This is a genomic window from Ralstonia sp. 24A2, assembly GCF_051783885.1.
Classification (GTDB): Bacteria; Pseudomonadota; Gammaproteobacteria; order Burkholderiales; family Burkholderiaceae; genus Ralstonia.
This window is the reverse complement of the sequence record NZ_JBPVZD010000002.1, coordinates 22,170-46,982: the sequence shown is the minus strand read 5'-3', so window position 1 is coordinate 46,982 and position 24,813 is coordinate 22,170. Positions and strand designations below refer to the sequence as shown.

27 protein-coding genes are annotated in these 24,813 nt (G+C 65.9%); 10 read left to right on the top strand and 17 right to left on the bottom strand.

Annotated features, from left to right (window positions below; translation table 11 throughout):
• Positions 1-16: 16 nt before the first annotated feature.
• The 5 genes from ACS13N_RS04985 to ACS13N_RS04965 all read right to left on the bottom strand — a co-directional run bounded on the left by ACS13N_RS04985 (position 17) and on the right by ACS13N_RS04965 (position 5,598).
• Complete coding sequence (locus tag ACS13N_RS04985) at positions 17-259, bottom strand: CDGSH iron-sulfur domain-containing protein (protein WP_438930663.1); 243 nt, start codon at positions 257-259, stop codon at positions 17-19.
• Between the two features lie 32 nt (positions 260-291).
• On the bottom strand, positions 292-780 hold the full coding sequence (locus tag ACS13N_RS04980) for an aminoacyl-tRNA deacylase (RefSeq protein WP_039598829.1): 489 nt from the start codon (positions 778-780) through the stop codon (positions 292-294).
• Between the two features lie 158 nt (positions 781-938).
• Positions 939-1,247 (bottom strand): hypothetical protein, encoded by a 309-nt coding sequence (locus ACS13N_RS04975; RefSeq protein WP_438930662.1) that lies wholly within the window; start codon positions 1,245-1,247, stop codon positions 939-941.
• 188 nt (positions 1,248-1,435) lie between these two features.
• Positions 1,436-4,042: a glucans biosynthesis glucosyltransferase MdoH gene (gene mdoH / locus ACS13N_RS04970; protein WP_438930661.1), complete on the bottom strand. Its 2,607-nt coding sequence runs from the start codon at positions 4,040-4,042 to the stop codon at positions 1,436-1,438.
• Positions 4,015-5,598 (bottom strand): glucan biosynthesis protein G, encoded by a 1,584-nt coding sequence (locus ACS13N_RS04965; protein ID WP_438930660.1) that lies wholly within the window; start codon positions 5,596-5,598, stop codon positions 4,015-4,017. Before ACS13N_RS04965 ends, mdoH begins: the two co-directional genes overlap by 28 nt.
• 304 nt (positions 5,599-5,902) lie before the next feature.
• Between ACS13N_RS04965 and ACS13N_RS04960 the strand changes: the two genes are divergently transcribed.
• Together ACS13N_RS04960 and ACS13N_RS04955 are read left to right on the top strand one after the other, a co-directional pair.
• Positions 5,903-6,634, top strand: a complete 732-nt coding sequence (locus ACS13N_RS04960; RefSeq protein ID WP_438930659.1) for a hypothetical protein — start codon at positions 5,903-5,905, stop codon at positions 6,632-6,634.
• Between the two features lie 124 nt (positions 6,635-6,758).
• Positions 6,759-6,950: a hypothetical protein gene (locus ACS13N_RS04955; protein ID WP_252684814.1), complete on the top strand. Its 192-nt coding sequence runs from the start codon at positions 6,759-6,761 to the stop codon at positions 6,948-6,950.
• A 19-nt stretch (positions 6,951-6,969) separates the two neighbouring features.
• On the opposite strand, the gene ACS13N_RS04950 is transcribed toward ACS13N_RS04955, so the two are convergent.
• From ACS13N_RS04950 to hemA, 6 genes are all read right to left on the bottom strand, one after another.
• Positions 6,970-7,554 carry a UbiX family flavin prenyltransferase gene (locus ACS13N_RS04950; protein ID WP_438932792.1) on the bottom strand — a complete coding sequence of 195 codons (585 nt, stop codon included), beginning with the start codon at positions 7,552-7,554 and terminating at the stop codon, positions 6,970-6,972.
• Positions 7,555-7,637: 83 nt separating this feature from the next.
• Positions 7,638-7,949, bottom strand: a complete 312-nt coding sequence (grxD, locus tag ACS13N_RS04945) for a Grx4 family monothiol glutaredoxin (RefSeq protein ID WP_438930658.1) — start codon at positions 7,947-7,949, stop codon at positions 7,638-7,640.
• An 89-nt stretch (positions 7,950-8,038) separates the two neighbouring features.
• Entirely contained in the window at positions 8,039-8,911 is an 873-nt protein-coding gene (gene prmC, locus ACS13N_RS04940; RefSeq protein ID WP_438930657.1) for a peptide chain release factor N(5)-glutamine methyltransferase, read from the bottom strand.
• Positions 8,912-9,000: 89 nt separating this feature from the next.
• Positions 9,001-9,366, bottom strand: coding sequence for a hypothetical protein (locus ACS13N_RS04935; RefSeq protein ID WP_438930656.1), 366 nt, complete (start codon positions 9,364-9,366; stop codon positions 9,001-9,003).
• Between the two features lie 189 nt (positions 9,367-9,555).
• Positions 9,556-10,638, bottom strand: a complete 1,083-nt coding sequence (gene prfA / locus ACS13N_RS04930) for a peptide chain release factor 1 (RefSeq protein WP_438930655.1) — start codon at positions 10,636-10,638, stop codon at positions 9,556-9,558.
• Between the two features lie 95 nt (positions 10,639-10,733).
• Complete coding sequence (gene hemA, locus ACS13N_RS04925) at positions 10,734-12,041, bottom strand: glutamyl-tRNA reductase (protein ID WP_438930654.1); 1,308 nt, start codon at positions 12,039-12,041, stop codon at positions 10,734-10,736.
• 254 nt (positions 12,042-12,295) lie between these two features.
• Here hemA and ACS13N_RS04920 point away from each other — a divergent pair, with 254 nt between their 5' ends.
• The 7 genes from ACS13N_RS04920 to ACS13N_RS04890 all read left to right on the top strand — a co-directional run bounded on the left by ACS13N_RS04920 (position 12,296) and on the right by ACS13N_RS04890 (position 19,461).
• Positions 12,296-12,544 carry a GlsB/YeaQ/YmgE family stress response membrane protein gene (locus tag ACS13N_RS04920; RefSeq protein WP_438930653.1) on the top strand — a complete coding sequence of 83 codons (249 nt, stop codon included), beginning with the start codon at positions 12,296-12,298 and terminating at the stop codon, positions 12,542-12,544.
• Entirely contained in the window at positions 12,544-13,950 is a 1,407-nt protein-coding gene (locus ACS13N_RS04915; protein WP_438930652.1) for a hypothetical protein, read from the top strand. The genes ACS13N_RS04920 and ACS13N_RS04915 overlap by 1 nt, the downstream gene beginning before the upstream one ends.
• A gap of 73 nt (positions 13,951-14,023) precedes the next feature.
• On the top strand, positions 14,024-15,514 hold the full coding sequence (locus tag ACS13N_RS04910) for a hypothetical protein (RefSeq protein ID WP_438930651.1): 1,491 nt from the start codon (positions 14,024-14,026) through the stop codon (positions 15,512-15,514).
• Positions 15,515-15,864: 350 nt separating this feature from the next.
• Positions 15,865-16,641: a basic amino acid ABC transporter substrate-binding protein gene (locus ACS13N_RS04905; RefSeq protein ID WP_438930650.1), complete on the top strand. Its 777-nt coding sequence runs from the start codon at positions 15,865-15,867 to the stop codon at positions 16,639-16,641.
• Positions 16,642-16,735: 94 nt separating this feature from the next.
• The gene (locus tag ACS13N_RS04900; RefSeq protein WP_438930649.1) at positions 16,736-17,485 is read left to right on the top strand and encodes an amino acid ABC transporter permease; all 750 of its coding nucleotides are present in this window, start codon (positions 16,736-16,738) and stop codon (positions 17,483-17,485) included.
• A complete protein-coding gene (locus tag ACS13N_RS04895; RefSeq protein WP_438930648.1) occupies positions 17,472-18,194 on the top strand; it encodes an amino acid ABC transporter ATP-binding protein in 723 nt (240 codons plus the stop codon). Before ACS13N_RS04900 ends, ACS13N_RS04895 begins: the two co-directional genes overlap by 14 nt.
• 10 nt (positions 18,195-18,204) lie before the next feature.
• Positions 18,205-19,461 carry an MFS transporter gene (locus tag ACS13N_RS04890; RefSeq protein ID WP_438930647.1) on the top strand — a complete coding sequence of 419 codons (1,257 nt, stop codon included), beginning with the start codon at positions 18,205-18,207 and terminating at the stop codon, positions 19,459-19,461.
• A gap of 75 nt (positions 19,462-19,536) precedes the next feature.
• Here the strand turns inward: ACS13N_RS04890 and ychF are convergent, their stop codons facing one another.
• The 4 genes from ychF to ACS13N_RS04870 form a co-directional block, all read right to left on the bottom strand.
• Positions 19,537-20,631: a redox-regulated ATPase YchF gene (gene ychF / locus ACS13N_RS04885; protein ID WP_438930646.1), complete on the bottom strand. Its 1,095-nt coding sequence runs from the start codon at positions 20,629-20,631 to the stop codon at positions 19,537-19,539.
• A gap of 129 nt (positions 20,632-20,760) precedes the next feature.
• Positions 20,761-21,654 carry a DMT family transporter gene (locus tag ACS13N_RS04880; RefSeq protein ID WP_438930645.1) on the bottom strand — a complete coding sequence of 298 codons (894 nt, stop codon included), beginning with the start codon at positions 21,652-21,654 and terminating at the stop codon, positions 20,761-20,763.
• A 7-nt stretch (positions 21,655-21,661) separates the two neighbouring features.
• On the bottom strand, positions 21,662-22,477 hold the full coding sequence (locus ACS13N_RS04875) for a DUF2182 domain-containing protein (RefSeq protein WP_438930644.1): 816 nt from the start codon (positions 22,475-22,477) through the stop codon (positions 21,662-21,664).
• A 12-nt stretch (positions 22,478-22,489) separates the two neighbouring features.
• Complete coding sequence (locus tag ACS13N_RS04870; RefSeq protein ID WP_438930643.1) at positions 22,490-23,092, bottom strand: DUF1326 domain-containing protein; 603 nt, start codon at positions 23,090-23,092, stop codon at positions 22,490-22,492.
• 474 nt (positions 23,093-23,566) lie between these two features.
• Here ACS13N_RS04870 and ACS13N_RS04865 point away from each other — a divergent pair, with 474 nt between their 5' ends.
• Entirely contained in the window at positions 23,567-23,944 is a 378-nt protein-coding gene (locus ACS13N_RS04865; protein ID WP_438930642.1) for a flagellar protein FliT, read from the top strand.
• Positions 23,945-23,968: 24 nt separating this feature from the next.
• On the opposite strand, the gene ACS13N_RS04860 is transcribed toward ACS13N_RS04865, so the two are convergent.
• Positions 23,969-24,436 carry a lytic transglycosylase domain-containing protein gene (locus ACS13N_RS04860; protein ID WP_438930641.1) on the bottom strand — a complete coding sequence of 156 codons (468 nt, stop codon included), beginning with the start codon at positions 24,434-24,436 and terminating at the stop codon, positions 23,969-23,971.
• Positions 24,437-24,466: 30 nt separating this feature from the next.
• Entirely contained in the window at positions 24,467-24,811 is a 345-nt protein-coding gene (locus tag ACS13N_RS04855; RefSeq protein ID WP_438930640.1) for a hypothetical protein, read from the bottom strand.
• Positions 24,812-24,813 lie beyond the last annotated feature (2 nt).

The following is a 24,813-nucleotide window of genomic DNA, read 5'->3' as shown; positions in this document are numbered from 1 at the left end:
ATACCCGCATCTCAGCCTACGGCGAGCGATCTGCCTCGACCGTGGGCGGCGCGTCGAGATCGCTATCGAACTCGGCGCGCTTGTGCGAGCCGTCGCAGAACGGCTTGTTCAAAGAGTGCCCACAGCGGCACAGCCATACCTGATCGCCCTCGATCGCCAACTCGCGCCCACCCTGGGTGACGATGCGAAAGCTTCCCTTGATGTGATACGGCCCGTTGTTTCGGGCCGTGACGATGACCTTATCGACCTCAGCGGCCATGATGGCCTCCCGTCAGAACGCCGTACGCAGGCTCAGAACAGGATGCCCTGCATCCGATAGGCGAAGTGCGCGGTCTTCGCGTCGCGCATCAGCGCCATGAACTGATCCATGTCCATGTGCACGACGTTCTCGTGGTCGCCGGCTTCAAAGTAGACATCGCGATGGGTCATCAGGCTGCTGTCGAGATAGGTCGGCATGCCGTAGGCCATGCCCACTGGCGGTACGGCACCAGCATCGCAGTCCTTGAAGACTTCGCGCAGCTCGGACTCATCGGCCAGCGTCAGGTCATCGCGGCCCGATGCTTTTTGCAGTTCTGACAGATGCAGGTGATACGTCGACGGCAGCACCGCCGCCACGTAGCCGAGCTTGTCCTCAAGCAGCAGCGTCTTGGCTAGACGGTCCCCCGGGACATGCGCGGATTGCGCGGTTTCGGTGCTGGTGTGGGTATGCGGATGGCGAATCACCTCGTACAGGCAGCCCTTGCTGCGCAGGCAGCCGTCGAGGGTACTGGAGATCGACATGGCGTCCTCCCGTGTGCTGTGCGGCCGGCGGCGGGATTGCGGTGGCCGCTACGTCAGCATAGGTCGGTTTGCGATCCATGCAGGGCATCGCGTACAAAAGCAACGGGCCGCTCGTGTGAGCGGCCCGGTTGCCAGTGTCAGTTGATGATCAGCGGGTCTTAGCGATCCCAGCCGCGGTGCCAGCCGTGGTCGTGGCGCCATTCACGTTCGCGCCACTCGTGGCGGCGCCATTCGCGCTCACGCCAGTCGTCGCGGTCACGCCAGTAGCCGCCGTAGACCACGGGTGCCGGTGCGTACACCGGTGCCGGACGATAGACCACCGGGGGCGGTGCATAGACCGGCGCCGGGGCCACATACACCGGTGCAGGTACGCCGATCGCCACGCCGACATCCACATGCGCCAGCGCCGCCGTCGAGGCGCACAGCGCGGCGCCACCCAGAACGAATGCGAGCAGTGTGCGTTTCATGATGCTTCTCCTTCGGTTGCGAGGCCGGGGCAGGATTGCCGGCGACTTCGTGTATCAGGTTCGTGAAGCCATTCTATGAACCGCAAGCCCGATCAGGTGATACGCAAATCCTACGGATGTAACGGAAAGTAAAACGCCCCACCGGCAAGACGCGGGTGGGGCGCGGTATTTCACGGCTTGCGGGTTGCTCAGCCTTGCGTAGGCTCCCCCGGTCCCCATGCGGCACGCTGTTCAGGTGATGACCACACCGCTAGGTGCAGTGCCGACAGCGAGAACGGATCCGACAGCAGCACCAGCTTCTGCTTGCCCGTGAGCTTGTCGGGGCCGACCTCCAGCGCGTGGCGCACGTGCGCTTCACGCACCGCCATCAGACGCTTGTCTTGCGGGAAGCGCGTCGTAGCAACTGCGCACATCAGCGCGTTGGTCACGGGGTCGACCACGGCCTGGCGGAAGTCCGGCGTTGGCGGCGCATTGCGCAGATGCTTGCGCGTGGCGCGTAGCTCGCGCGGCGGGCGCACTTCCTCGGGGATCATGAACAGGTGCAGGCGGCGCATGCGCCGGCCCAGGCTCACGCGGCTCGAGAACACCGATAGCGGAATCGACACGATCAGCGCGCCCACCACCGGCGAGAGCCACCACAGGAAGCTCGGATTCAGCCAATACACGATCGCAGCCCAGACGAGGCCGATCACGGTGTGCAGGCCATGGCGGCGCACGGCGTCGCCCCAGTGCGTCTGCGCGTCTTCACGCGGTGGGGATTTCCAGTGCACCTTCCAGCCGAGGAACGCGGCGGTCACGAAGCGCGTGTGAAACAGCATGCGCACCGGCGCCGCGAGCACCGAGAACGCCGCCTCGATCGCCATCGACAGTGCCAGGTGGATGGCGCCACCAAAGCGCTTCGGCCCCTGTGCCCACAGCACGAGCACGCTCAGGATCTTCGGCAGGAACAACACGGTGGCGGTGGCCGAGAACAGCGCGGCGGCCTTCTCCGGGTGCCACTCCGGCCAGATCGGGAAGAGCTGGCGCGGCTGCGTGAAGTATTCCGGCGCGATCAGCGTGTGCTTGGCCAGCAGCGCGGTCGACAGGATCAGGAACAGGAACCACAGCGGTGCCGACAGATATGCCATCACACCTGTGATGAACACCGCGCGGTGCACGCGGTGGAAGCCCGGCGCACCGAACAGGCGGAAGTTCATCAGGTTGCCGTGGCACCAGCGGCGGTCGCGGCCCAGCTCGTCGAGCAGGTTGGGCGGCATCTCTTCGTAGCTGCCGTCCAGGTCGTAGGCGATCCACACGGCCCAGCCGGCGCGGCGCATGAGCGCGGCTTCGACAAAGTCGTGCGACATGATCTCGCCCGAGAGCGAGCCCTTGCCCGGAATCGGCGCGAGTGCGCAGTGCTTGATGAACGGGTCCAGCCGGATGATGGCGTTGTGGCCCCAGTAGTGCGACTCACCAAGCTGCCAGTAGTGCAGGCCGGCAGTGAACAGCGGCCCGTACACGCGCGTGGCGAACTGCTGGATACGTGCGTACAGCGTGTCGCGGCCAGCTGCACGTGGTGCGGTCTGGATGATGCCGGCGGAAGGTGCACCTTCCATCAGCTGCACCAGACGCGTCAGGCAATCGCCGCTCATCACGCTGTCGGCGTCGAGCACGATCATGTAGCGGTACTTGCCGCCCCAGCGCCGGCAGAAATCGTCGATGTTGCCGCTCTTGCGCTTCACGCGGTGACGGCGCCAGCGGTAGAAGATGCGGCCGAAGCCATCGAGCGCGCGGCATAGGTGGAGCCACGCATCGGCTTCTGCGGTGCGCAGGTCCGGATCGCCGGAGTCGGACAGCACGAAGAAGTCGAAGTGCTCCAGATGCCCGGTGCGCTCCAGCGATTCATACGTGGCGCGCAGGCCCGCGAACACGCGCTGCACATCCTCATTGCAGATCGGCATGACGATGGCGGTGCGCGCATCGTCCGGGATCACAGCATCCGGCGAGGCGCGGCGCGAGATGACGAAGCGGTCCCCATGGAAGGCCAGCAGCAGGAAGCCGGTGATGGCCGTCCAGAAGCCTGCCGACACCCAGCAGAACAGCACCGCAAACAGCACGATGATGATGGCTTCGAGCCAGTCGGCACCGTGGTACGGCAGCACCGTGCTCATCGCCCAGGTGGCGGCGACGGTCTGCGCGATCATCAGCGTGAGCAGCGTCAGGCGGCGGCGTGCGCCGACAAAGCGCCAGATGCCTTTGGGGTCGGGCGAGTCGGGCTTTTCGTAGGGTACGGGCGCCTTGCCGCCGTGTTGCCAGCGGTGGATGGCGTTGCGCATGCGCCAGATCGGCCCGAGCACCCACGGCCACGGCACCATCGAGCGACGGGCGGGCGTGGGGCCGGTGTCCAGGTGGATGCGGCCTTCGCTGTCGTGTTCGAGCGGCGGCGCAGGCTCGGCAGCCGGCTCCGTCGATGCCGCATCGGCGCGTGTGGCGCCATAGGCGGCGTCCAAGCGCGTACCCACGGATGCGTAAGCCGGCGCTTTGGCTTCGAGCGATGTCGTCTGTGCCGGGTCGAGCTTGGCTAGCGCGCGATGCAGCTTGGCAAGTGCCGCCGCATCGTCGTCACCCGCCGCAATGCCCGCATCGCGCACGAGTGCGGCGCGTGCGTCGGCCGCCAGCGGAAGCGCCTCAAGATAGCGCTCGGCCACGGACTCGAGAGAGGGCATCGTCGCCAGGCTGGTGGAGGCGGCCGCGCCCGCAGCGCCGGTCGCCTCGTCTTGCCGGGCGTTTAGCCCGGAGGTAGCAGGTAGCTCCACGTCTCAGAAATTCCGGTACCGCCGCTGCGCAGGTAACCGCGCAGCTCGATGGGTTTGTCGTCGTCGACCCGCTTGAGGCGCACAGTCACGCGCCAGCCGCCGGTCGCGGTGTTGGGTTGGCCGAAGATCGATTCGATCTTGCCGTTGGCATCCGCCGAGAACACCGGTTCAACGGGTGCATTCGGTGGCAGCTTGGCCAGCGCCGGGCCTTCAAAGTCAACCACGAAGGCGATCGTGTCGTCGGGCTTGCGCTCATCCGGGCGCTTGGTCGTCCAGCCGTGCGAGCGGCGCGTCTGCGTGACCCACGACAGGGCCGGCTTCTTGTCGCCATCCTTCTGCCACAGCATGCGGTACTCGAAGTTATACGGCTGTTGCGGCTTGGGCGGGGTCTCAGGCACCCAGTAGGCGACCACGTTGTCGTTGGTCTCGTCCGGCGTCGGAATCTGCACCAGCTCCACGCGGCCGGCGCCCCACTTGCCCACGGGCTCGATCCAGGTGCTCGGGCGCTGTTCGTAGCGATCGCCGATCTCTTCGTAGCTGGAGAATGCGCGGTCACGTTGCATCAGGCCGAAGCCGCCGGGGTTGGTGGTCGAGAACGAGCTGACCAGCAGGCGCTTCGGGTTGGTCAGCGGGCGCCAGATCCATTCACCGGTGCCGGAGAGCATCGACAGGCCGTCGGAGTCATGCACCTCGGGGCGGAAGTCCAGCGCGGGCGCCGGTTGGTTCTCGCCAAAGAAGAACATGCTGGTGAGCGGGGCGATGGCCAGCTTGCTGACGTTTTCGCGCATGTAGACCTGCGCCTTCACATCGACCACCGTGTCGGTGCCCGGTTTGATGACGAAGCGGTACGCACCCGTGGCGCGGCGCGAGTTCAGCAGTGCGTAGACCGTCAGCTCCTTGGCGTTGGCCGCCGGGCGCTCGATCCAGAAATCGGTGAAGCGGGGGAATTCCTCGCCCGAGTTGAGCGCGGTGTCGATGGCCAGGCCGCGTGCGGAGAGTCCATAGACCTGGCCCTTGCCGATCGCGCGGAAGTACGACGCGCCCAGGAAGACGATCACTTCGTCCTTGTACTTGGGCGTGTTCATCGCGTAATGCACGCGGAAGCCGGCAAAGCCCAGGTGCTGCATTTGCTTCGCGTCCAGCTTGACCGGGCCGTAGTCGAACAGGCGCGGGTCGAAGCGGATTTCGCGCACGCCGGCCGGCGAGACCTCGTTGATCTTCACCGGCTGGTCGTAATACGAGCCCTCATGGAAGAAGCCGAGTTCGAACGGCAGCTTGTCGCGGCGCCAATAGGCTTGGTCCGACTTGAAGCGGATTTCGCGGTACTGGTCGTAGCGGAGCTCGCGCAACTGGCGCGGCAGCGTTTCGGTCGGGGCTTGGTAGGGCTTGGTCGCCAGTTGCTTGGCGCGCACGGCCACGTCATTGAAGCCGAAGGCCAGTGCCGCATGTGCCGAAGCCAGTGCCAGCAGGCCCACGGCCAGCCGTGCATAGCCGGCAAGCGAGCGGGTCCGGCGGGACGGGCTGGAATGGAAGGGAACAGCGTCGGGAGTGTTCAAAATGAGATCGCGTACTGTGCGGCAGGTTTGGGGAAAGTGATGCTTGGGCCTGCCGATCATTCGTCTGTGCCCCCGGGATTTTACCCGCCGGACCTTTACGAGATCAAAACCGGCAACATTTTGATAACGTTTCCGCCGGCATCCGGCTGATAACCACGTCAAGTTGCGTGTAAACCTCGCCTTTTCGTTGGGCCAACCTTTCTGGCGAGGGAACGCGGCCCCACTCACCGGGTCAGAACCGCGTTCGCCGTCGCCCATCCTGTGTGCGTGGCACACTCTCGGCTCTTTCCTTCATGGAGTTCGCATGACTTGCTGGACGCGCGGCGCCGTAGCGCTCGTTTTTTCGACCTCGCTGCTAGCACCGGTGGCGTTTGCTGCACCTGCGGCCAAGGCGGCACCGAAGGCGGAGGCACCGGCCAAGGCTGTGCGCGACACGGGCGATGTGGCCGTGCTGCTCGATGCCTTCCCGCTCGGCAAGCCGCTGCGCAAGCTGCCCTCATGCGAAGACGTGCGTGCCGCGGGCGGCAAGGACGTCTCCGAATACTGTTCCGACACGCTGGAATCGCATGGCCGCACGCGCTCGCTGGGCGTGCCGTCTGGCAAGCGGCCCGAGCTGATGGACGGCCCGCAGGCGGTGCTGCTGATCGATCAGGATGGCAACATCGCCGGCATGTTCGTGCCCACGCGTGGCGTCGATACGGAGCAGCGCGTTTTCCAGGCGCTGTCGGATCGCTATGGCAAGCCCGCGCAGGAAGGCAAGGCGGCGCTCAAGCTGAAGTCGGGCAAGACAGTCGACTCGTTGCGTGCGCGCTGGGCCGGTCACCAGACCATCGTGACGATGTACGCGATTCCGGAGGAGCCGCAGAACGGTACGGTGGAATTCCTGTGGTCGCCGCGCGCGGGCGCGGTGATGGATCAGATGCGCGCGGAAGTGGACCCGGATGCGCCCAAGCCGGCTTCCGGCGTGGCGGCAGGTGCGGCTTCTGCGCCTGCGGCCACCAGCAAACCGGCAGCAGGGAAGCCTGCGTCACAGTAGTGAACTTACGGACACACGCTCGTAGTGTTCCGTTACAACCCTTACACCCGCATGACCCCGGCGTCGCGTGGCGGCGCTTATAACGTCTGCATGGCCTCATTGGAGGGGCCAAAGGACGCTAATCATGAAAATCGTGGCTTTGGCCTCGCTTCTTGCACTGTCGGCCGCGACGCTTGGGGGGTGTGCGGTGTATCCGGCACCGGTGGCGGTTGCGCCTGCACCGGTCTATGCGGCGCCGGCCTATCCGGCTTACTACGGCGGTTACGGCTATTGGGGACCGTCGGTGTACTTCAACTACCACGGCGGCCGCCGTTGATTCACGGTAAGCAGACGGGCTAGTCGGCCGAGCGCAGACCCGGCCAGCCCGGCGCCAGCGTCTGCGGCAGGCCCAGCAAATCGAGCACGCGCCCGACCGTGTGGTCGACCAGGTCGTCGATGGTCTTGGGGCGCTGGTAGAAGCCGGGCACGGGCGGGAAGATGATGCCGCCCATCTCGGTGACGGCCGTCATGTTGCGCAGGTGTGCCAGATTCAGCGGCGTTTCGCGCACCATGAGGATCAGGCGGCGGCGCTCCTTGAGCGTGACGTCGGCCGCGCGGGCGATGAGGTTGTCCGACAGGCCATGCGCGACGGCCGCCAGCGTCTTCATCGAACACGGTGCCACCACCATTGCCTCGGCAGAAAACGAACCGCTCGCGATCGTTGCGCCGATGTCGCGCACGTTATGCACCACGTGCGCGAGCGCTTCCACTTCCTCGCGCGTCATGTGCAGCTCGTGCTGCACGTTCATCAGCCCAGCCGGCGACATCAGCAGGTGCGACTCCACCCCCACCGATTCACGCAGCTCCTGCAGAACCTGCAGCAGCCGCACGCCGTAAATCGCCCCCGACGCCCCCGTGATCGCCACGATGATGCGGCGCATGCGCTGCGCGTCACCGGTGGCGGAGTGGACTGAGGTCAAGGGCGAGGTCACGCTGAAATGAGGACGTGTTGAGCGACCGGCAATCAGGCAGCCAGCAGCGGCTGCAGTTCGCCGCTCTGGTACATCTCCATCATGATGTCCGAGCCGCCGATGAATTCGCCCTTCACGTACAGCTGCGGAATGGTCGGCCAGTTGGCGTATTCCTTGATGCCCTGGCGGATTTCTTCATCTTCCAGCACGTTGACGGTATGCGGCTGGTCCACGCCGCAAGCCTTCAGGATCTGGATGGCTCGGCCCGAGAAGCCGCACATCGGAAATTGCGCCGTGCCCTTCATGAAGAGGACGACGGGGTGGCCTTTGACGATCTGGTCGATCTTTTCGTGCGTGGTGCTCATGGGGAGACTCGATTCGGTGAGGGAGCAGCAGGACGCTGCGTCCGCATTGGAAAACCCGTCTATTTTAGCGAGATTCGGACTGCACCGTTTCAGGCCTGACGCCGTCCACCGCTGCAGCGGTCGTGGCCTGCCAGATCCTGCGCGGTAAAGACATCGGCAAAGCCTGCCGCCGTCAGCAGCGCGCGCACGGCTTCGCCCTGGTCGTAGCCGTGTTCGAGCAGCAGCCAGCCGTCGGCGGCCAAGCGTGCCGGGGCGCCGTTGATGAGGGTGCGCAAATGCCGCAGGCCATCGTCGTGATCAGTGAGGGCGCCAGCGGGCTCGAAGCGCAGATCGCCCTGGCCGAGGTGTTCGTCGGTCGCGGCGATGTAGGGCGGGTTGCTGACGATCAGGTCGAACACGTGCGGGGCATCGGCCTCCGCTAGCGCGCCGTACCAGTCGCCCAGTGCGGCACGCAGATTCGTGGCACCGAGCGCCTGCGCGTTGCCCATCGCCACGGCCAGTGCATCTGCCGATGTGTCCGTTGCCCACGCGCGCGCATCATGCCGCGCCAGCGCAATGGTGATGGCGATGATGCCGCTGCCGGTGCCGAGGTCCAGCACATCGGGGGCGTCGCGGTCTTCGATGCGATCGAGCGCCTGCTCGACCAGCAGCTCCGTATCGGGGCGCGGGATCAGCACGGCCGGCGTCACACGGAACATCCGGCCGAAGAATTCACGCTCGCCCAGCAGATAGGCCATCGGCTCGCCTGCCAGGCGACGTGTGGCGAGTTCGCTGATCTGCCGGCGTACGGCTTCGTCGATGCCGTAGGTGTCCTGCGTGATGAGCTGCACACGCGACAGGCCGGTCGCGTGCGAGACCAGCATGCGTGCCTCCAGCGCGGGCAGGCCGGCGCGTGTGAGGGCGGCCAGTGCATCGGCCACGCGGGTCAGGGTTTCGGGCGGGATCACGGAAACAGGCGACACGATGAGAGGCTGCGGCAAAGATCGGGCGCACAAAATAACACGGGCCCGAGAATCCGGGCCCGTCAGGCAAGCACAACGAAGCGTGCGGCTTACTGCTTGGTGGCGTCCTTGACCTTGTCGGCGCCTTCCTTGGCAGCGTCGGCGGTCTTGTTGGCGACGTCCTTGGCTGCATCCTTGGCTTGGGCCATGGCGTCCTTGGCCTGCGTCATCGCACCCGACGCTGCGTCCTTGGCTTGTGCCATCGCGCCGGAGGCGGCGTCCATGCTGGCCTTGGCTGCGTCAGAGGCTTGACCGACAGCATTGCTGGCGCTGTCGACGGCGCTCTTGGCGGCATCGGCCGATTGCTGAATCGCATTCTTGGCAGCATCGACCGGGGCTTCGTCTTTCTTGCCGCAGGCGGCCAGGCCGAGGGCGAGGGTGGTGGCTACAGTGATGGCCAGCAGTTGGGTACGCATGGAGATTCTCCTAATCGTCGTGGTGGTTGCCGCGCCTGTCAGGGGAAGGTGGCCACCGGGTGCGACCGGCGGCGCACTCGGCGCGATCGAGGTCGATTATAGGAACGGGCAGTCGACATGCCACCGCGCAAAGCTGTATCAAACGCAAGCGGATGTTACGAGATGGCCGCTTTTTAACAATCGGGCGCGTTAGGTGTCCTCGCCCAGTGCGGCGAGCTGCTCGGCCTGGTGCTCGGCGGCCAGCGCGCCCACCAGTTCATCCAGATCGCCGTCCATGATCGCGTCGATCTTGTACAGCGTCAGGTTGATGCGGTGATCGGTCACGCGGCCCTGCGGGAAGTTGTACGTGCGGATGCGGTCGGATCGGTCGCCCGAGCCGATCAGGCTCTTGCGCGCGCTGGCTTCCTTGGCCTGGGCCTCGCGCTCCTGGCGATCCTTCAGGCGCGCGGCCAGGACCTGCATGGCGCGGTCCTTGTTGCGGTGCTGGCTGCGGTCGTCCTGGCACTCCACCACCAGGCCGGTCGGCAAGTGGGTGATGCGCACGGCGGAGTCCGTCTTGTTGATGTGCTGACCGCCCGCGCCGGATGCGCGGAACGTATCGATGCGCAGGTCCGCCGGGTTGATCTGGATGTCGGCCAGCGCATCGGCCTCGGGCATGATCGCCACGGTGCAGGCGGAGGTGTGGATGCGCCCCTGCGCCTCGGTGGCCGGCACGCGCTGCACGCGGTGGCCGCCCGATTCGAACTTCAGGCGCGAATACGCGCCTTCGCCGACCAGTCGCGCAATCACTTCCTTGTAGCCGCCCAGGTCCGACGGCGATTCGCTCACGATCTCGACCTGCCAGCGCTGGCGTTCGGCAAAGCGCGTGTACATACGCAGCAGATCGCCGGCGAAGAGGGCGGATTCATCGCCGCCCGTGCCGGCGCGGATTTCCACGAAGATGTTGCGGTGGTCGTTCGGGTCTTTCGGCAGCAGCAGGCGCTGCAGATCGCCTTCGAGCACTTCCATGCGCTCGCGCGCGGCGCGGAGCTCGTCTTCGGCAAACGCTTTCATGTCCGGATCGCCCAGCAGCTCCTGCGCGGTGGCGATGTCGTCTTCAGCCTGCTTCCACGCCGCGAACTGCGCGACCACAGGCTCCAGCTCGGCGTGCTCGCGTGTGAGCTTGCGGTATTGATCGAGGTTGGCGGTGGCGTCTTCGCGCGCGAGCAGCGCGTTGATTTCGACGGTGCGCTCGGCCAGTTGGTCGAGCTTGGACAGCATGCTGGGCTTCATTCGGGCAGTCGCTGGTGGAAACGCTAAGGCTAGGGCGGCGCAGGATGCCGCGCCGGAGCGTGCGCCACAGGTGGGCGCGTGCGGACGAGGCGCCGCTAGCGCTCGGAGTGGCTGGACTGGCGGAACAGTGCCGGCAGCAGATCGATGAGCTGCTCGCGGCCTTCTCCCTGCGCGTGGTTGAGCGCATGCGTCGGGCCGTGGAGGAATTTCTTGGTGAGCGCCTGCGACAGCGCTTCGAGCACCAGCGCCGGGTCATCACCGCGCGCGAGCATGCGCTGGGCGCGTTCCAACTCGCCCTGGCGCAGCGTCTCGGCTTGCGAGTGCAGGTCGCGGATGATGGGCACCACGCTGCGCGCGTCGATCCAGTGCATGAAGTTCTGCACGCGCGTCTCGATGATGGCCTCGGCTTGTGCCACCGCCGCCTGCCGTAGCGCGTTGCCCTCGCGCACGATGGCGCCGAGGTCGTCCACGGTATAGAGGAAGATGTCGGACAGGCGCGCGACTTCGGGTTCAATGTCGCGCGGCACGGCTAGGTCGACCATGAACATCGGCCGGTGGCGGCGCTGCTTGATGGCGCGTTCCACGGCACCCAGGCCGATGATGGGCAACGTGCTGGCGGTACAGGAGACGACGATGTCGAACTCGGCCAGCTTGGTCGGCAGTTCGGCCAGGCGCACGGCGCGGGCGTTCAGGCCCTGGTTCGACAGCGCTTCGGCCAGCTTTTCGCCGCGCTCAAGCGTGCGGTTGGCGATCACCACTTCGCGCGGCGTCTGCGCGGCGAAGTGGGTGGCGCACAGTTCGATCATCTCGCCGGCGCCGATGAACAGCACGCGCTGCTCGGCAATCGATTCAAAGATGCGCTGGGCCAGACGCACGGCGGCGGCGGCCATCGACACGGAATGCGCGCCGATCTCCGTTGTGCCGCGCACTTCCTTGGCGACCGCGAAGGTGCGCTGGAACAGCTGATTCAGGTACGTGCCCAGGGCGCCCGCCTCGGTGGCGGTGCGCACGGCGTCTTTCATCTGGCCGAGGATCTGCGTCTCACCCAGCACCATCGAATCGAGCCCGCTGGCCACGCGGAAGGCGTGGCGCACGGCCAATGACTGGCCCAGCGAATACACGTGGGGCGCAAGTTCGCCGGCGTCGATGTTGTGGTGCTGCGCCAGCCACCGAATGGCGTGCTCATGCGCGGTGTCTTCGGGCAGGTTGCCGTCGGTCGCGCAGTAGATCTCGGTGCGGTTGCAGGTGGAGAGAATGGCGGCTTCGGCCGTGCTCTTGAGGTGCGGTAGGTGCTGGCGCAGCGTGCCCAGCGCGGGCCCCACCTGTTCGAGCGGAAATGCCACCTTCTCGCGCAGGGAAAGCGGCGCAGTGTGGTGGTTGATTCCGAGCGTCAGCAACTGCATGTGGGGCGGCCGGTTAAGAATGAACGGCACGAATTTTGATCACTCGCAATTATAACGCCGGCCCCGACGCTCGACAGGGCACGGGGCAATCGGATGGTCGTTCGGCGTCAAAATGTTGGTTATGCATCACTTGATGGCAGGTGCGCTGCGGTTGCCTTCCGTGTGGTTTTCCGCCCGGCCTTGCGCTAAGGTACGCGTCCAATTGAATCGCGACGCATCGCGAAATCGCGCACGGCAACACGGAGAACAGGCAAATGGGGTGGATCGCGCCACTATGGATCGGGCTGGCAGTGGGCGCTGCGGCGCGTTGGCTGCATCCGAGTGGCAAGCGCCTCGGGTGGCTGGCCGCGCTGCTGGCTGGGGTGGTCGGTGCGTTGGTTGGCTACTACGGCGGCCAGTTTGTGCACCTGTATGCCGACGGACAGATCATGGCGTGGACGGCGGCGGTCATCGGCGCGATGGTGGTGCCGGCCGTGTGGGGTTTGCTGCGGGGCGGCCGCTGATGCGGTGTGCATGGCAAGCCGGCCTGCTCGCCATCGGCGCGATGTTGCTGGGGCTGCCGGTGGCCAGCCAAGCCTATACGGTGCGCAGCTGCACCGAGTATTGGTATCCGCCCGCCAAGCCCGGGCAATCCATCTCCGATCTGCGGCCAGAGCGCACCAACGCTTGCCGCAAGCATGCGATCGAGATGCGCAGCGACCGCTTTGGCGTGATCGACGGCCAGGGCTACTTCATCACCACCGATGTGAACACGTCGCGTGCGTGCGCCGGCGGCGGGCCGGCGTTCAACCCGTCATGCCTGATCCCCGGGCCGCTTCAGCGTAACGAGGTGTCCGAAGCTCGCAATTACTACCGGCTGACGTCGAACGGCGCGAGCCTGCGCCCGCTTGGCCAAGGCTATGCGACGGATGGCCGCACCGTGTTCTCGTACACCTCGCCGATTGCCGGTGCGGATGCCGCCAGCTTCCAGGTTTTCACGCCGCAGGGTGCTGCCACGGATGCCGCTTGGGCGCGTGACCGCACCCGCATCTACCACGACGAAACGCCTGTGTCGGGCATGGTGCCGGGGCCCGTGACGGTGTTTGACGGCACGTTCGCCGTCAACGGTGGCCGCGTGTATGAACTGGATGCGCTTGATGGCGTCAAGCCACGCCCCGAGGTGCGCCCAAGCCTGACGGTCCTGGCCTTCGCGCAGCCGCTGTACTCCAACGTGATCAGCGACGGCCAGCGCATCTACGTGAAAGGCCAGCCGTTGGATGGTGTGCGCGCCGCCTCGTTCCAGATGCTGCCGTCGACGTGCCCGGTGCCGGGGCTGCCCGAGCTGAAATGCCGGGCTGAACTCGTGCGCAACACCACGGCATCGAACTTCCGCATCGCGCGCAGCGGCAACGACATCGTGTATTTCGGCGAGATCTACAAGGTCATGCACATCCGCAATGCGCCGGATTTCGTCTACTTCCAGCTCGCCGACAGCGACGAACTGCTGGGCATCGGCGGCCATCGCGTGTTCCAGCTCGAGAAAATGGGTTCGGTCGTGGGCGATGCCGTGGTCGACCTCCGCTACGCGGGCCGCCTGAGCGGGCCGGTCGCCGGTTACCTTGTCGACGAGACCGGCTTTATCTCGCTGCATGATCTGGAGCGCGGCAGTGGTCCGCTGTGCGGTCAGGTGTCTGATCTCGCCACGCCCGAGCGCGATGGCGTGTCGCGCTTCGGCCCGATGAAACGCCTGCCCGAGGCCCAGGTGCCCGCCGGCTTCAAGATCGCGTTCGAGAACACGCGCTACCGCTACCTGTTTGCCAACCCGCAGCAGTCGACCGAGTTCGACACGGTGATCGACCTGCGTGACGGCCGCCATATGCGGGCCAACTGGTGCGGAGAGGGGATCCAGCCGCAGGTGATGCGACGTTAGAGCGCTGAGCGTGGTTAACCGCCGTTAACATGGCTTTGCTATCGTGGCGCGCTTTGCACAAGGCGCGCCAACCATGCTTCGCTCCCGTTTCTCCAACAAGACATTGCGCCGCGTCGGGCTGGTCATCCTGCTGGCCGCGCCGGTCTGGTACATGGGCAAGATCACCATGGCCAAGCTGGAGATCGGCGGCGCCAGCCCCAACCAGCGCACGCTGGGCAGTGTGGCCTTTGTCGAGCAGCGCGGCATGGAGCAGATGTGCACCGGCGTGACCGTCACGCCGCAGTCGACCTGGCTGATCGGCAGCTACGAGGGCTCGCGCGATGTGGTGCCCGGCGATACCCACCCCATCGACATCGATGCGCTGCTGCGCGACAAGGCCACGTCCGACGATGAGCACGCCGGACCACGCAGCATGCGCGAACGGACAACCGCCTATCTCTCGCGCCTGAATGCGCAGGGCCAGTTCGAGCTGGTGGCCACCGTCAGCGGCACCACCTGCCTGCAGGCCACTCCCGATGGGCGCACGCTCTATCTGCTCACGAGCCAGGACCGCCCGGCCTCTGCCGGCAGCGACGGCATCCAGCAGACCGCCGTGTTCCGCAGCGACGACCAGGGCAAGACCTGGACCTGGCAACGCGCGGGGTTCATGGACACCACCAATGTTTCTGCCTGGGCGCTCAAGCTGACCTGGTTTGGCGCGCAGGAGCTGTGGAGCGTGGGCTCGGGCGACGGCCTGGTCTTCGGCGCCGAGGCCGAGGCAGACAATGCCGCGCCGGAGGCGGGCCGTGCCGTGGCGCTGTTCTACTCCAACGATGGCGGCAAGACCGCGCAGCGCGTGCCGGTTCCTCAGTCGATGCTGGTCAATGTGGACCAAGTGCGCGGCAAGGCGCCACCGGGCGTGGAGTGGGGCTCCGGCGCCGAAGCCGTGGAGGGCGAGGTGCACGCGCAGGTCGTGCAGCTCGATGCCCAGCGTGCAGTGCTCTGGGTCTCGCAACGCTTCCGCTACAGCCGGCCCGACAGCGCCTACTACGCCGGCGCCATGCTGGTGACGAGCCGCGCAGAGCTGCGCCGTGTCAATGGGCACTGGCAACCGGGTGCCCCGCAACGTCTGGAAGACACCTGGGTCGACGAGGTCTACCGCAGCCCCGCGGGCCGCGTGATTGGCCTGATCGACCATACCGGCGACAAGCGCATGCAGGTGGCGCTGCTGGACTCCGCCACGCTGACCTGGAGCGAGCAGGGCAACTTGCCCACGTCGTTCGATCCGCTGTCAGCCAGTACCTACACGCGAGGCTTCTGGGCGGGGCAGGGGACGCTGGTGGCCAACGTGAGCGGCACCCACCATGTGCCGAAGTGGATCTACCCCTGGTCCGCAGACGGTGCCCAGATCTCGGGCGAGGCGGTGTTCTACTCGCGCGACTGGGGGCGCTCCTGGCATCGTCTGGCGATCCCGGGCTACCTGGGCGTGGCTGGCTTCGACGCCACGCGCGACGAGGTGTTCTGGTCCAAGGGCAACTGGTACGAGAGTTCGGACAGAAGCCTCTACGGCTACGGGCTGCGCTAGTCGCCGTCGCCATGATCACTGGACATGACAAAGCCCCGCATTGCGGGGCTTTTTCGTTGCGCCTGCCAGATCTAGCGTCAGACGTCGGACAGGAAATGCAGCACATCGCCGAAGCTGCCGGATCGGTCTGCATTGCCTGTAAAAAAGTGATGCTTAATTGCCTCAAAGTCGCCATGCCAGCTGGATGCCGCTTGACTTGCGCCAGCGCGCGGCGGTAACGCAGGCGCCGGCTCCCGCCCCATCTGCAGCACTTTCCCGGCGCGCCAACTGTGGCCGACCCGCATTTTTGTGTGGCAGACGGAGGAGTATCATCAGCGCCCTGTTCACCACACCCGCCGGGAAGATTCAACATGTTGATCAAGCGCTTCGTCATGGCCGCCGCTGTTCTGACCACCTTCGCCATGGCACCGCACGGCGCATCGGCGGAGCCCACGTACACCGTCGGCGCTGGCGGCACCTACCGCCCGTTCGAGTTTGAAACCCCGCAAAAGGAACTGACCGGCTTTGATATCGACCTCATCAAGGCCATCGGCAAGGCAGGCGGCTTCAACGTCAAGCTGATCAGCACGCCGTGGGAGGGCATCTTTGCCACGCTCAACCAGGGCGACCGCGACATCATCGTTTCCGGCATCACCATCACCGACCAGCGCAAGCAGATGGTCGATTTTTCGGCGCCGTACTTTCCGGCCGGCCAGGTGATCATCACTGCGCCGAACGCCAAGATCGCGGGCCTGGCTGACCTCAAGAAGCGCCAGGTTGGCGTGGTGGCGTCGAGTGCCGGTGACACCGCCGTCTCCGAAGAACTGGGCCGCACAAGCTCGGCCATCAAGCGCTTCGACAACACGCCGCTGATGCTCGAAGAGCTGTACCGCGGCGGCGTCGACGCGGCGGTGGGGGATGTGGGCGTGATCAAGTTCTACATCAAGAGCCACCCGGAAAAGCCCTTCAGCCTGGTTTCCGACGCGAAGTTCAAGCCGCAGTACTTCGGCATCGCGGTCAAGAAGGGCAACAAGGTGGTGCTGGACCAGATCAACACCGGCCTGAAGAAGGTTGTTGCCGACGGTACCTACGCCAAGATCTACAAGCACTGGTTTGACGACAACGTGCCGACGCTGCCTCAGCAGTAAGCGCGATTTCGCCACCAGGCGTTTTTCCCGGAGCCGGCACTGCCGGCTCGTTTCATTCTGTCGCGCTATAGCGCTTTGAGAAAAGGTGGTCCCCATGGGTGGGTTCCAGTGGAACATCATCGGCGAGTATCTGCCGCTGTTCGTCGAGGGCACGCTGATGACGCTCAAGTGCACGGTGATCTGCGTGATCGCCGGCACGTTGCTCGGGCTGGTGCTCGGCGTTGGCCGGCTGGCTGAGGCGCGTCATGGCTTCTACAAGTACTTTCTGCGCTATGCGGTGCAGTATCCGGTGCGCTTTTACGTCAGCTTCTTTCGCGGTACGCCACTGTTCGTGCAGATCCTGCTGATCCACTTTGCGCTGATGCCGCTGCTGATCAACCCCGCGGATGGCTGGCTCATCAGCGGTGATCTCGCGCGTGATGTGCGGCAGCAATACGGCGCGTTCACCTCGGCGGTGTTGGCCATCTCGCTCAACGCGGGCGCGTATGTGTCAGAAATTTTCCGCGCGGGCATCCAGTCGATCGATCGCGGCCAGGCCGAGGCGGCACGCTCGTTGGGCATGACCTACATGGAGACGCTGCGCCGCGTGGTGCTGCCGCAGGCGTTTCGCCGCATGCTGCCGCCGCTGGGCAACAACGCCATTGCCATCGTCAAGGATTCGTCGCTGGCCTCGGCCATCGGCCTGGCGGAACTGGCCTACGCCGCGCGCACCGTGTCGGGCGCGTATGCGCGCTACTGGGAGCCGTATCTGACGATCTCGCTCATCTACTGGGCAATCACGCTGGTCTTGTCGGCCGGGGTTCAACATCTGGAAGCGAGGTACGGCAAGAATGATCGTCGTTAACAACCTGCAGAAGCAGTACGGCAACGCGCACGTGCTGCGCGGCATCACCTGCCGCATCGAAGAGCGTGAAGTGGTGTGCGTGATCGGCCCGTCGGGCTCGGGCAAGAGTACGTTCCTGCGCTGCCTGAACGGGCTGGAAACGGTCTCGGGCGGCGAGGTGCTGGTCAACGGCTTCCACGTGGAAGACCCGAAGACCGACCTGAACAAGATGCGCGCCAGCGTGGGCATGGTGTTCCAGCGTTTCAACCTGTTTGCGCACATGTCGGTGCTCGACAACCTGGTGCTCGCGCCGATGCAGGTGCGCCGCATGAAGCGCGACGAAGCGGTGGTCGTGGCCGAGCAACTGCTGCGCAAGGTCGGCCTGCTCGACAAGATCGACGCGCACCCGAGCCAGCTATCGGGCGGCCAGCAGCAGCGCGTGGCCATCGCCCGTGCGCTGGCGATGTCACCGACGGTGATGCTCTTTGACGAACCCACCTCTGCGCTGGACCCGGAGCTCGTCGGCGAGGTGCTGGAGGTGATGAAGTCGCTGGCCGAGGAGGGCATGACGATGGTGGTCGTCACGCACGAAATGGCCTTCGCGCGGGAAGTGTCCGACCGCGTGTTCTTCATCGATCAGGGCGTGATCATGGAAGAGGGGCCGCCGGAGCAGATCTTCTCCGCGCCCAAGCACGAGCGCACGCGCGAATTCCTGCGCAAGGTGTTGTAGGAGCGACCTGATGGACGCGAACGCAAGCGCATCGCCTGTCGGCGCCGGCACTCCGGCGTCGCATCCCACGCAGACCTCGGCCTACGCCTGGAAAGCGTTGGCCGGCTCGACCATCGGTTATGCGATGGACGGCTTCGACCTGCTGATCCTGGGTTTCATGCTGCCCGCCATCAGCGCGGCACTGGCCCTGACGCCGAGCCAGTCCGGCGCCCTGGTGACGTGGACGCTGATTGGCGCGGTGGCCGGCGGCATCGTGTTCGGCGCGTTGAGCGACGTCTACGGCCGCGTGCGCGTGCTCACCTGGACCATCGTGCTGTTTGCCGTGTTCACGGGCCTGTGTGCCTTCGCCCAAGGCTTCAACGATTTGCTGGTCTATCGGACCATCGCCGGGATCGGCCTGGGTGGCGAATTCGGGATCGGCATGGCGCTGGCGGCCGAAGCGTGGCCCGCGCACAAGCGGGCGCGGGTGTCTTCGTATGTGGCGCTGGGGTGGCAGTCGGGCGTGCTGTTGGCAGCGTTGCTCACGCCGATGCTGCTGCCCGTCATCGGCTGGCGCGGCATGTTCGTGCTGGGAATGGCGCCTGCGCTGGTGGCCTGGCTGGTCCGCAAGACGCTGCATGAGCCGGACGTCTTCGTCCGCCACGTGGATGCCGCGCGCCCGAAGCCCAATGCCTTCCGGCTGCTGGTGGCCGATGCCCGTACTACGCGCACCAGCCTGGGCATCGTCATCCTCTGCGCCGTCCAAAACTTCGGTTACTACGGCATCATGATCTGGCTGCCGACCTACCTGGGCAAGACACTGGGCTTCTCGCTCACCAAGTCTGCGCTGTGGACCTCCGTCACGATTCTCGGAATGATGGCCGGCATCGTTGTGTTTGGCCATCTGGCCGACCGCATCGGGCGCAAACCGACGTTCCTGATTTTCCAGGCAGGTGCCGTGGCCATGGTGCTGACCTATGCGCAGCTGACCGATCCGGTGACGATGCTGTGGGCCGGTGCGGTGATGGGCATGTTCGTCAACGGCATGATCGGCGGATACGGTGCGCTCATCTCCGAGGCCTATCCGACGGCTGCCCGAGCCACTGCGCAGAACGTGCTATTCAACATCGGCCGTGCCATCGGCGGGTTTGGTCCGGTGGCGATCGGAAGCCTGGCGGCGGCGTATTCGTTTCAGGTGGCGATTGCCCTGCTGGCCAGCATCTATGTGCTGGATATGCTGGCGACGTGCTTCCTGATCCCCGAACTCAAGGGTGCGGAGTTGGGCTGACAGCAGACCATGGGTGCGTGCGTTGTCCATGAAAAAAGCCCCGCATTGCGGGGCTTTTTCGTTGCGCTTGCCTGATCAGACGTTGAACAAGAAGTGCAGCACATCGCCATCCTTGACGATGTATTCCTTGCCTTCGGCGCGCATCTTGCCGGCTTCCTTGGCGCCTTGTTCGCCCTTGAACTGGATGAAATCGTCGTAGGAAATCGTCTGGGCGCGGATGAAGCCGCGTTCAAAGTCGGTATGGATGGCGGCAGCGGCGCGCGGGGCCGTGTCGCCAATGTGGATCGTCCAGGCGCGCACTTCCTTCACGCCAGCCGTGAAGTACGTTTGCAGGCCCAGCAGCTTGAAGGCCGCGCGGATCACGCGGTTCAGGCCCGGCTCGTCCATGCCGATGTCGGCCAGGAATTCGATCTTGTCGGCGTCATCCAGGTCCGCAATTTCGGCTTCGATGGCGGCGCACACGGCCACCACCGGCGAATTCGTCTGCGCAGCGTAGGCGCGCACGGCGTCCAGATGCGGGTTGTTCTCGAAGCCGTCTTCGCGCACGTTGGCCACGTACATGGTCGGCTTGGCGGTGATCAGGCACAGCGGCTTGATCGTCGCCCATTCCTCGTCGGTCAGGTTCAGGCCACGCACCGGCTTGGCTTCGTCCAGCACTTTCTGGGCCTTTTCCAGCACGGCGACCAGCTTGGCGGCTTCCTTGTCGTTGCCCGACTTGGCGGCCTTGGTGTAGCGCTGCAGCGCCTTTTCGACCGTACCCAGGTCAGCGAGGGCCAGCTCGGTGTTGATGACTTCGATGTCGGCGATCGGGTCGACCTTGCCAGCCACGTGGATCACGTTGTCATCTTCGAAACAACGGACGACGTGGGTGATGGCGTCCGTTTCGCGGATGTTGGCCAGGAACTGGTTGCCCAGGCCTTCACCCTTGGACGCGCCCGCCACCAGGCCTGCAATGTCGACGAACTCGACCACCGCCGGCAGCACGCGCTCCGGCTTGACGATCTCGGACAGCGCGGCCAGACGCGCATCCGGCACTTCCACCACGCCCACGTTGGGCTCGATCGTGCAGAACGGGTAGTTCTCGGCAGCGATGCCGGCTTTGGTCAGGGCATTGAACAGGGTCGACTTGCCGACGTTCGGCAGACCGACGATGCCGCATTGGAGGCTCATGGTGAAAAAGGCTCTAAATCAAGGGGTTGCGTGACGCCGAGGGTGCCGAAGATAGCGGCGGCAGCACAGCAGAATCCGGGCTGTGTGCATCGTTCACGGAAAGGCGTGATTGTACCCGACGGGTACGTCCTAGCCTTGGGAGGCGGCCTCGGCGCGCTTGCGTTGCGTGCGGCTGGCCAGCACCAGGGCGATGCCGCCCAGGATGGCGGCGGAGGCCGTGACCAGGCGCGGCGTGAGCGGTTCGGCCAGGAACAGCACCGCACCGAACGCGGCGATGGGCGGCACTGACAGTTGCACGGCCGCCGCGCGGATCGCCGAGAGCCCCTTGAGGGCCGCATACCAGATCACATAGCCGATGCCCGACGTGATCGCGCCCGAAGTCAGTGCCAGCACGATCCCGCCGGGGCTGACATGTGCGCGGCTGGCCAGCATCGCACTCAAGGCCAGCGCCATGGGGGCCGCCCGCAGGAAGTTGCCGGCAGTGGCGCCCAGCGGATTGCCGAGCCCCCGCCCGCGCAGCGAATACACGCCCCAGGCCACGCCGGCCACGGTCATCAGTGCGGCGCCCAGCGGCGTCGGCGCCGTCACACCGGGGGAGACCAGGTAGACCAGCCCGCCCAGTGCCAGCGCAAAGCCCGCCCAGCCGAGTGGCTCGAACCGTTCACCCGCGCGCAGGCCCGCGCCCAGCATGGTGAGCTGCACCGCACCGAACAGGATCAGCGCACCCGTGCCCGCACTCAGGGTGAGATACGCAAACGAGAAGAACGCGACATAGGCGAAGAGCATGGCCGCCGCAGCCCAATCCACGCGCGCCGGCGGCGCCCGCCTGGCGCCGATGCGCACGAGGATGGCCAGCGTGATCGCGCCCGACACCAGCCGGATGCTGGAGAAGCTCGCCGCGTCGATGGCCGCGTGCTGCAACGCCAGCCGGCACAGCAGCGAGTTCGAGGCGAACGCCACCATGGTGACGCTGGTGAGCAGCACCGTACGCAGGGTGAGGCGGCTGTCGTTGGCTTGATCCATGGCGGCGCTATGCGAAGGGCAGGGCGCTCCAGACATGCGTGGCCGCCAGCACTGCCGCGCCTGCCAGCAGCGCCAGGCCCAGCGGCGCAGACAGCCGCCGTCCCCATGACACGTTCTTCTCGATGGCCATGGCGGCGGCCAGCACCAGCATCCAGCCGAGGCTGCCCGCGCCCACCACGAACATCAGCAGCATCAGCGCCCAGCAGCACCCCACGCAGAACAGCCCGTGGCGCAGGCCCAGCATGAACGCCTGCCGCTGCGGCGCGGGGCCGTGCCAGTGGCTGATGACGAAGCTCAACGGCGAGCGGCACTGGTCGAGGCACCGGTACTTCAGCGCGCTGAACTGGAAGGCGCCCGCACCCGCCAGCGTGGCCGCACCAATCAGCCAGCCATGCCAGCCCAGCGGCGGTACCCGCGCCACCCCGACGAGCAGCAGCGCATGCAACCCATGCGCCAGCAGGCCGAACGCGCTCCAGGCGGTCAGATAGCCGACGCCCAGCAGCGACAGCAAGCGCGGGCGATCCACCCGCCCAGCCACGACACGGTCAAAGGCCTGGAACAGCGGCAACGTGGTCGGCAGCATCATCGCCAGGATCATCAGCGTCCAGGCCAGCGCGGACAGCGTCGCCGGCACGACAATCGAACCGGCCGGCACCACCCGGCACAGCCACGCCGCCGGACCGGAGGCTGTCCAGTCCCCGTGGTCGAGATAGCGGCCATACGGGCTGCGCGCCCACAGCCACAGCGTGAGCCAGGCAAGCGTCACCAGGCCGGCGAGCACCGGCAGGAAGACGCGCTGATGGCGCGATGCGGCGACACGCATGGCCGCCGCCGCTCAGGCGTCGAACAAGAACGTGCTTTGCAGCGCGTTGTGGTTCTGGATGTCGACGTTGATACCGATGTCCGCGTTCTTCGAGCGGTAGACCGGCGCCTTGCCCACAAACACTGGCGCGCCGGGCACGGTCGAGAACACGGTGTCGGACAGCGTGGTCTGCTGGCCGGTCGGGCCGACGTAGGGTTCGAGCTCGGCGTAATAATCGGCGCCGATCTTGAGCGTGCCCTTGGCGCCGACGATGTCGAACGTGATTGGCGCGCGCTCGACCGAGACGACCTTGCCGATCAGCTTGGCGAGTTCAGCGATGGGTCCACCGGCCTGGCCGGTGTAGACCTTAAGCAGCGCCTTTTCCTGCGCGTCGGTCGCGCTGTCGTTGAGGAAGATCGCGGCGGTCCAGTTGCCTTCCAGGATGTTGCCCGGGACATGGGCGACGGCGGCGATGGTGCAGCCGGACACATCGACGCCCTCGATCGTGCCCTGGTCCATGTGCCACGCGACGATGGTGTCGCAGGTGCCGAAATCGGGGTCTTCGCCGATCCAGCACGGGCATAGGACGCGGCAATTGCAGACTTCGAGCAGCCTGCCTTCCAGGTGATAACTCATGCTTTCCTCCATCCGACGCGGTTGACGATTACGCGCCACGCGGGGCCATCGGCCAGGTTGGCAGAGGTCGGGGCTGGGCCCGGATGGAGGGTCGGAAACGCGCGGGCAGACGGCCGGCGGTATCGAAGACAAGCGGACTCAAGCGGCCCCGCAGCCCAACTGCGGCGCGCCATTCTCGAATTCTAGGAAGTCACATTGGGGACGCAAGGCGATTCCCGGCAGGCCGGCGAGGCCCACTGAAAACGCGTTACGGCGCCGTTACGCGTTACGTTCAAAAACGTAACAACTTCGCCAATTTCCCTGGTCCAGCCCGGTGCCGGCAATGGGGTGGGGAAGTCCCGATGAGGGCTGAAACTCCAAGCCGGACAAGGCTTTGCGTCGACCCGGCCGGCGTGCTTGGCAGGCAGCATCGAGGGCGGGCATACCTATTGCACTGTCTTGCTCCAAACAACAAATCTGCATGGGGAGCACAGCATGTCCTGGACCGCCGCCACCGCCGCCCGCCCGACCCACGTGGTTGCCAGCAACGATAGCCTGTTCGCTTGCTATGAAGCCATCGCCACCCTGTCCGCAGAGATGGTCGAAGCGGCTGAAATGGGGGATTGGGATGGCGTGAGCGCGCTGGAACGCGAATGCGCGGTCTACATGGAACGCCTGGGCCATGCCCAGCGCCCGGCCCTGTCGCGCGAAGAGCTGCAACGCAAGCGCGACCTGATGATGCGCATCCTGGCCAACGACGCCCGGGTGCGCGCACTGGTCTGCCCGCGCCAGGATGAACTGATGCGCCTGGTGAGCGGTGAACGCCGTTCCATCGGTGCCCGCCAGGCGTACGCCACCGTCTCGTACTACTGAGCAGACGGTCTGCGGCCCCGGGGTTCAGCGGGGCTGCAACTCCCCCCACGACACCAGCACGCGCTGGATGCTGCGCGCGTAGGAATCGCGCTGCGCAGGCGTTTCGGAGTGGTACGCCCCGATGGCGCGCCAGGTGTTTCCGTGACGAACCATCTTTTGCTTGAGCAGCCAGGCCGCCACGAACACGTTGACGCAGGCGTCTGTCAGCGCGCGGCGCGGCACCCCGTAGCGCGCCAGCGTACTGAAATGAATCGAATTGATCTGCGCCTGGCCGATGTCGACCGAGCCGTCGGCGTTGCGGTGCACGGCGTTCGGATCGCCCTTCGATTCAAACCACACGATGGCGCGCAGCACCGTCGGGTTGACGCCCTGGTAGGCGCCGGCCTGCTCGAAGCAATTGCCTGCCGCCTGGGTCGCGAAGCTGGCGGTGGCCAGCAGCAGCGCCGCGCCAAGTTGTCCACAGAGCAAGCGAAGGGTGGGAGTGGCGTGCATGGCGGGCTCCGGCTGGCGGTCGTTGGATGGTTACCTTTGCAAGGCGGCTTCAAGCTGACGCTCAACACCGACCAGATACGTATGCGACGCCTCCGATACCACCATGCGCGGCACCGGCTCGGCCGGCTTGCGCACCTGGACGAAGGTGGCCTTGCGCTTGCCGCCACGCGTGCGCGCAGCGGGCGCAGGCTCGATTTCGCTACCACCGCCGCCGGGCGGCAGCATCGCCAGCGAGGGCAGGGGCGGATAGACCTTGTCAGCCGCCGCGGCTGCCGCCGTTGCCGGCATCAGAGAATCGGGCGGCGCGGCGAATGCGGACGCGGGCACTGCCAGTAGGCCGACGGTGAGCGGGAAGAGTAGATGGGTCATACGCATGA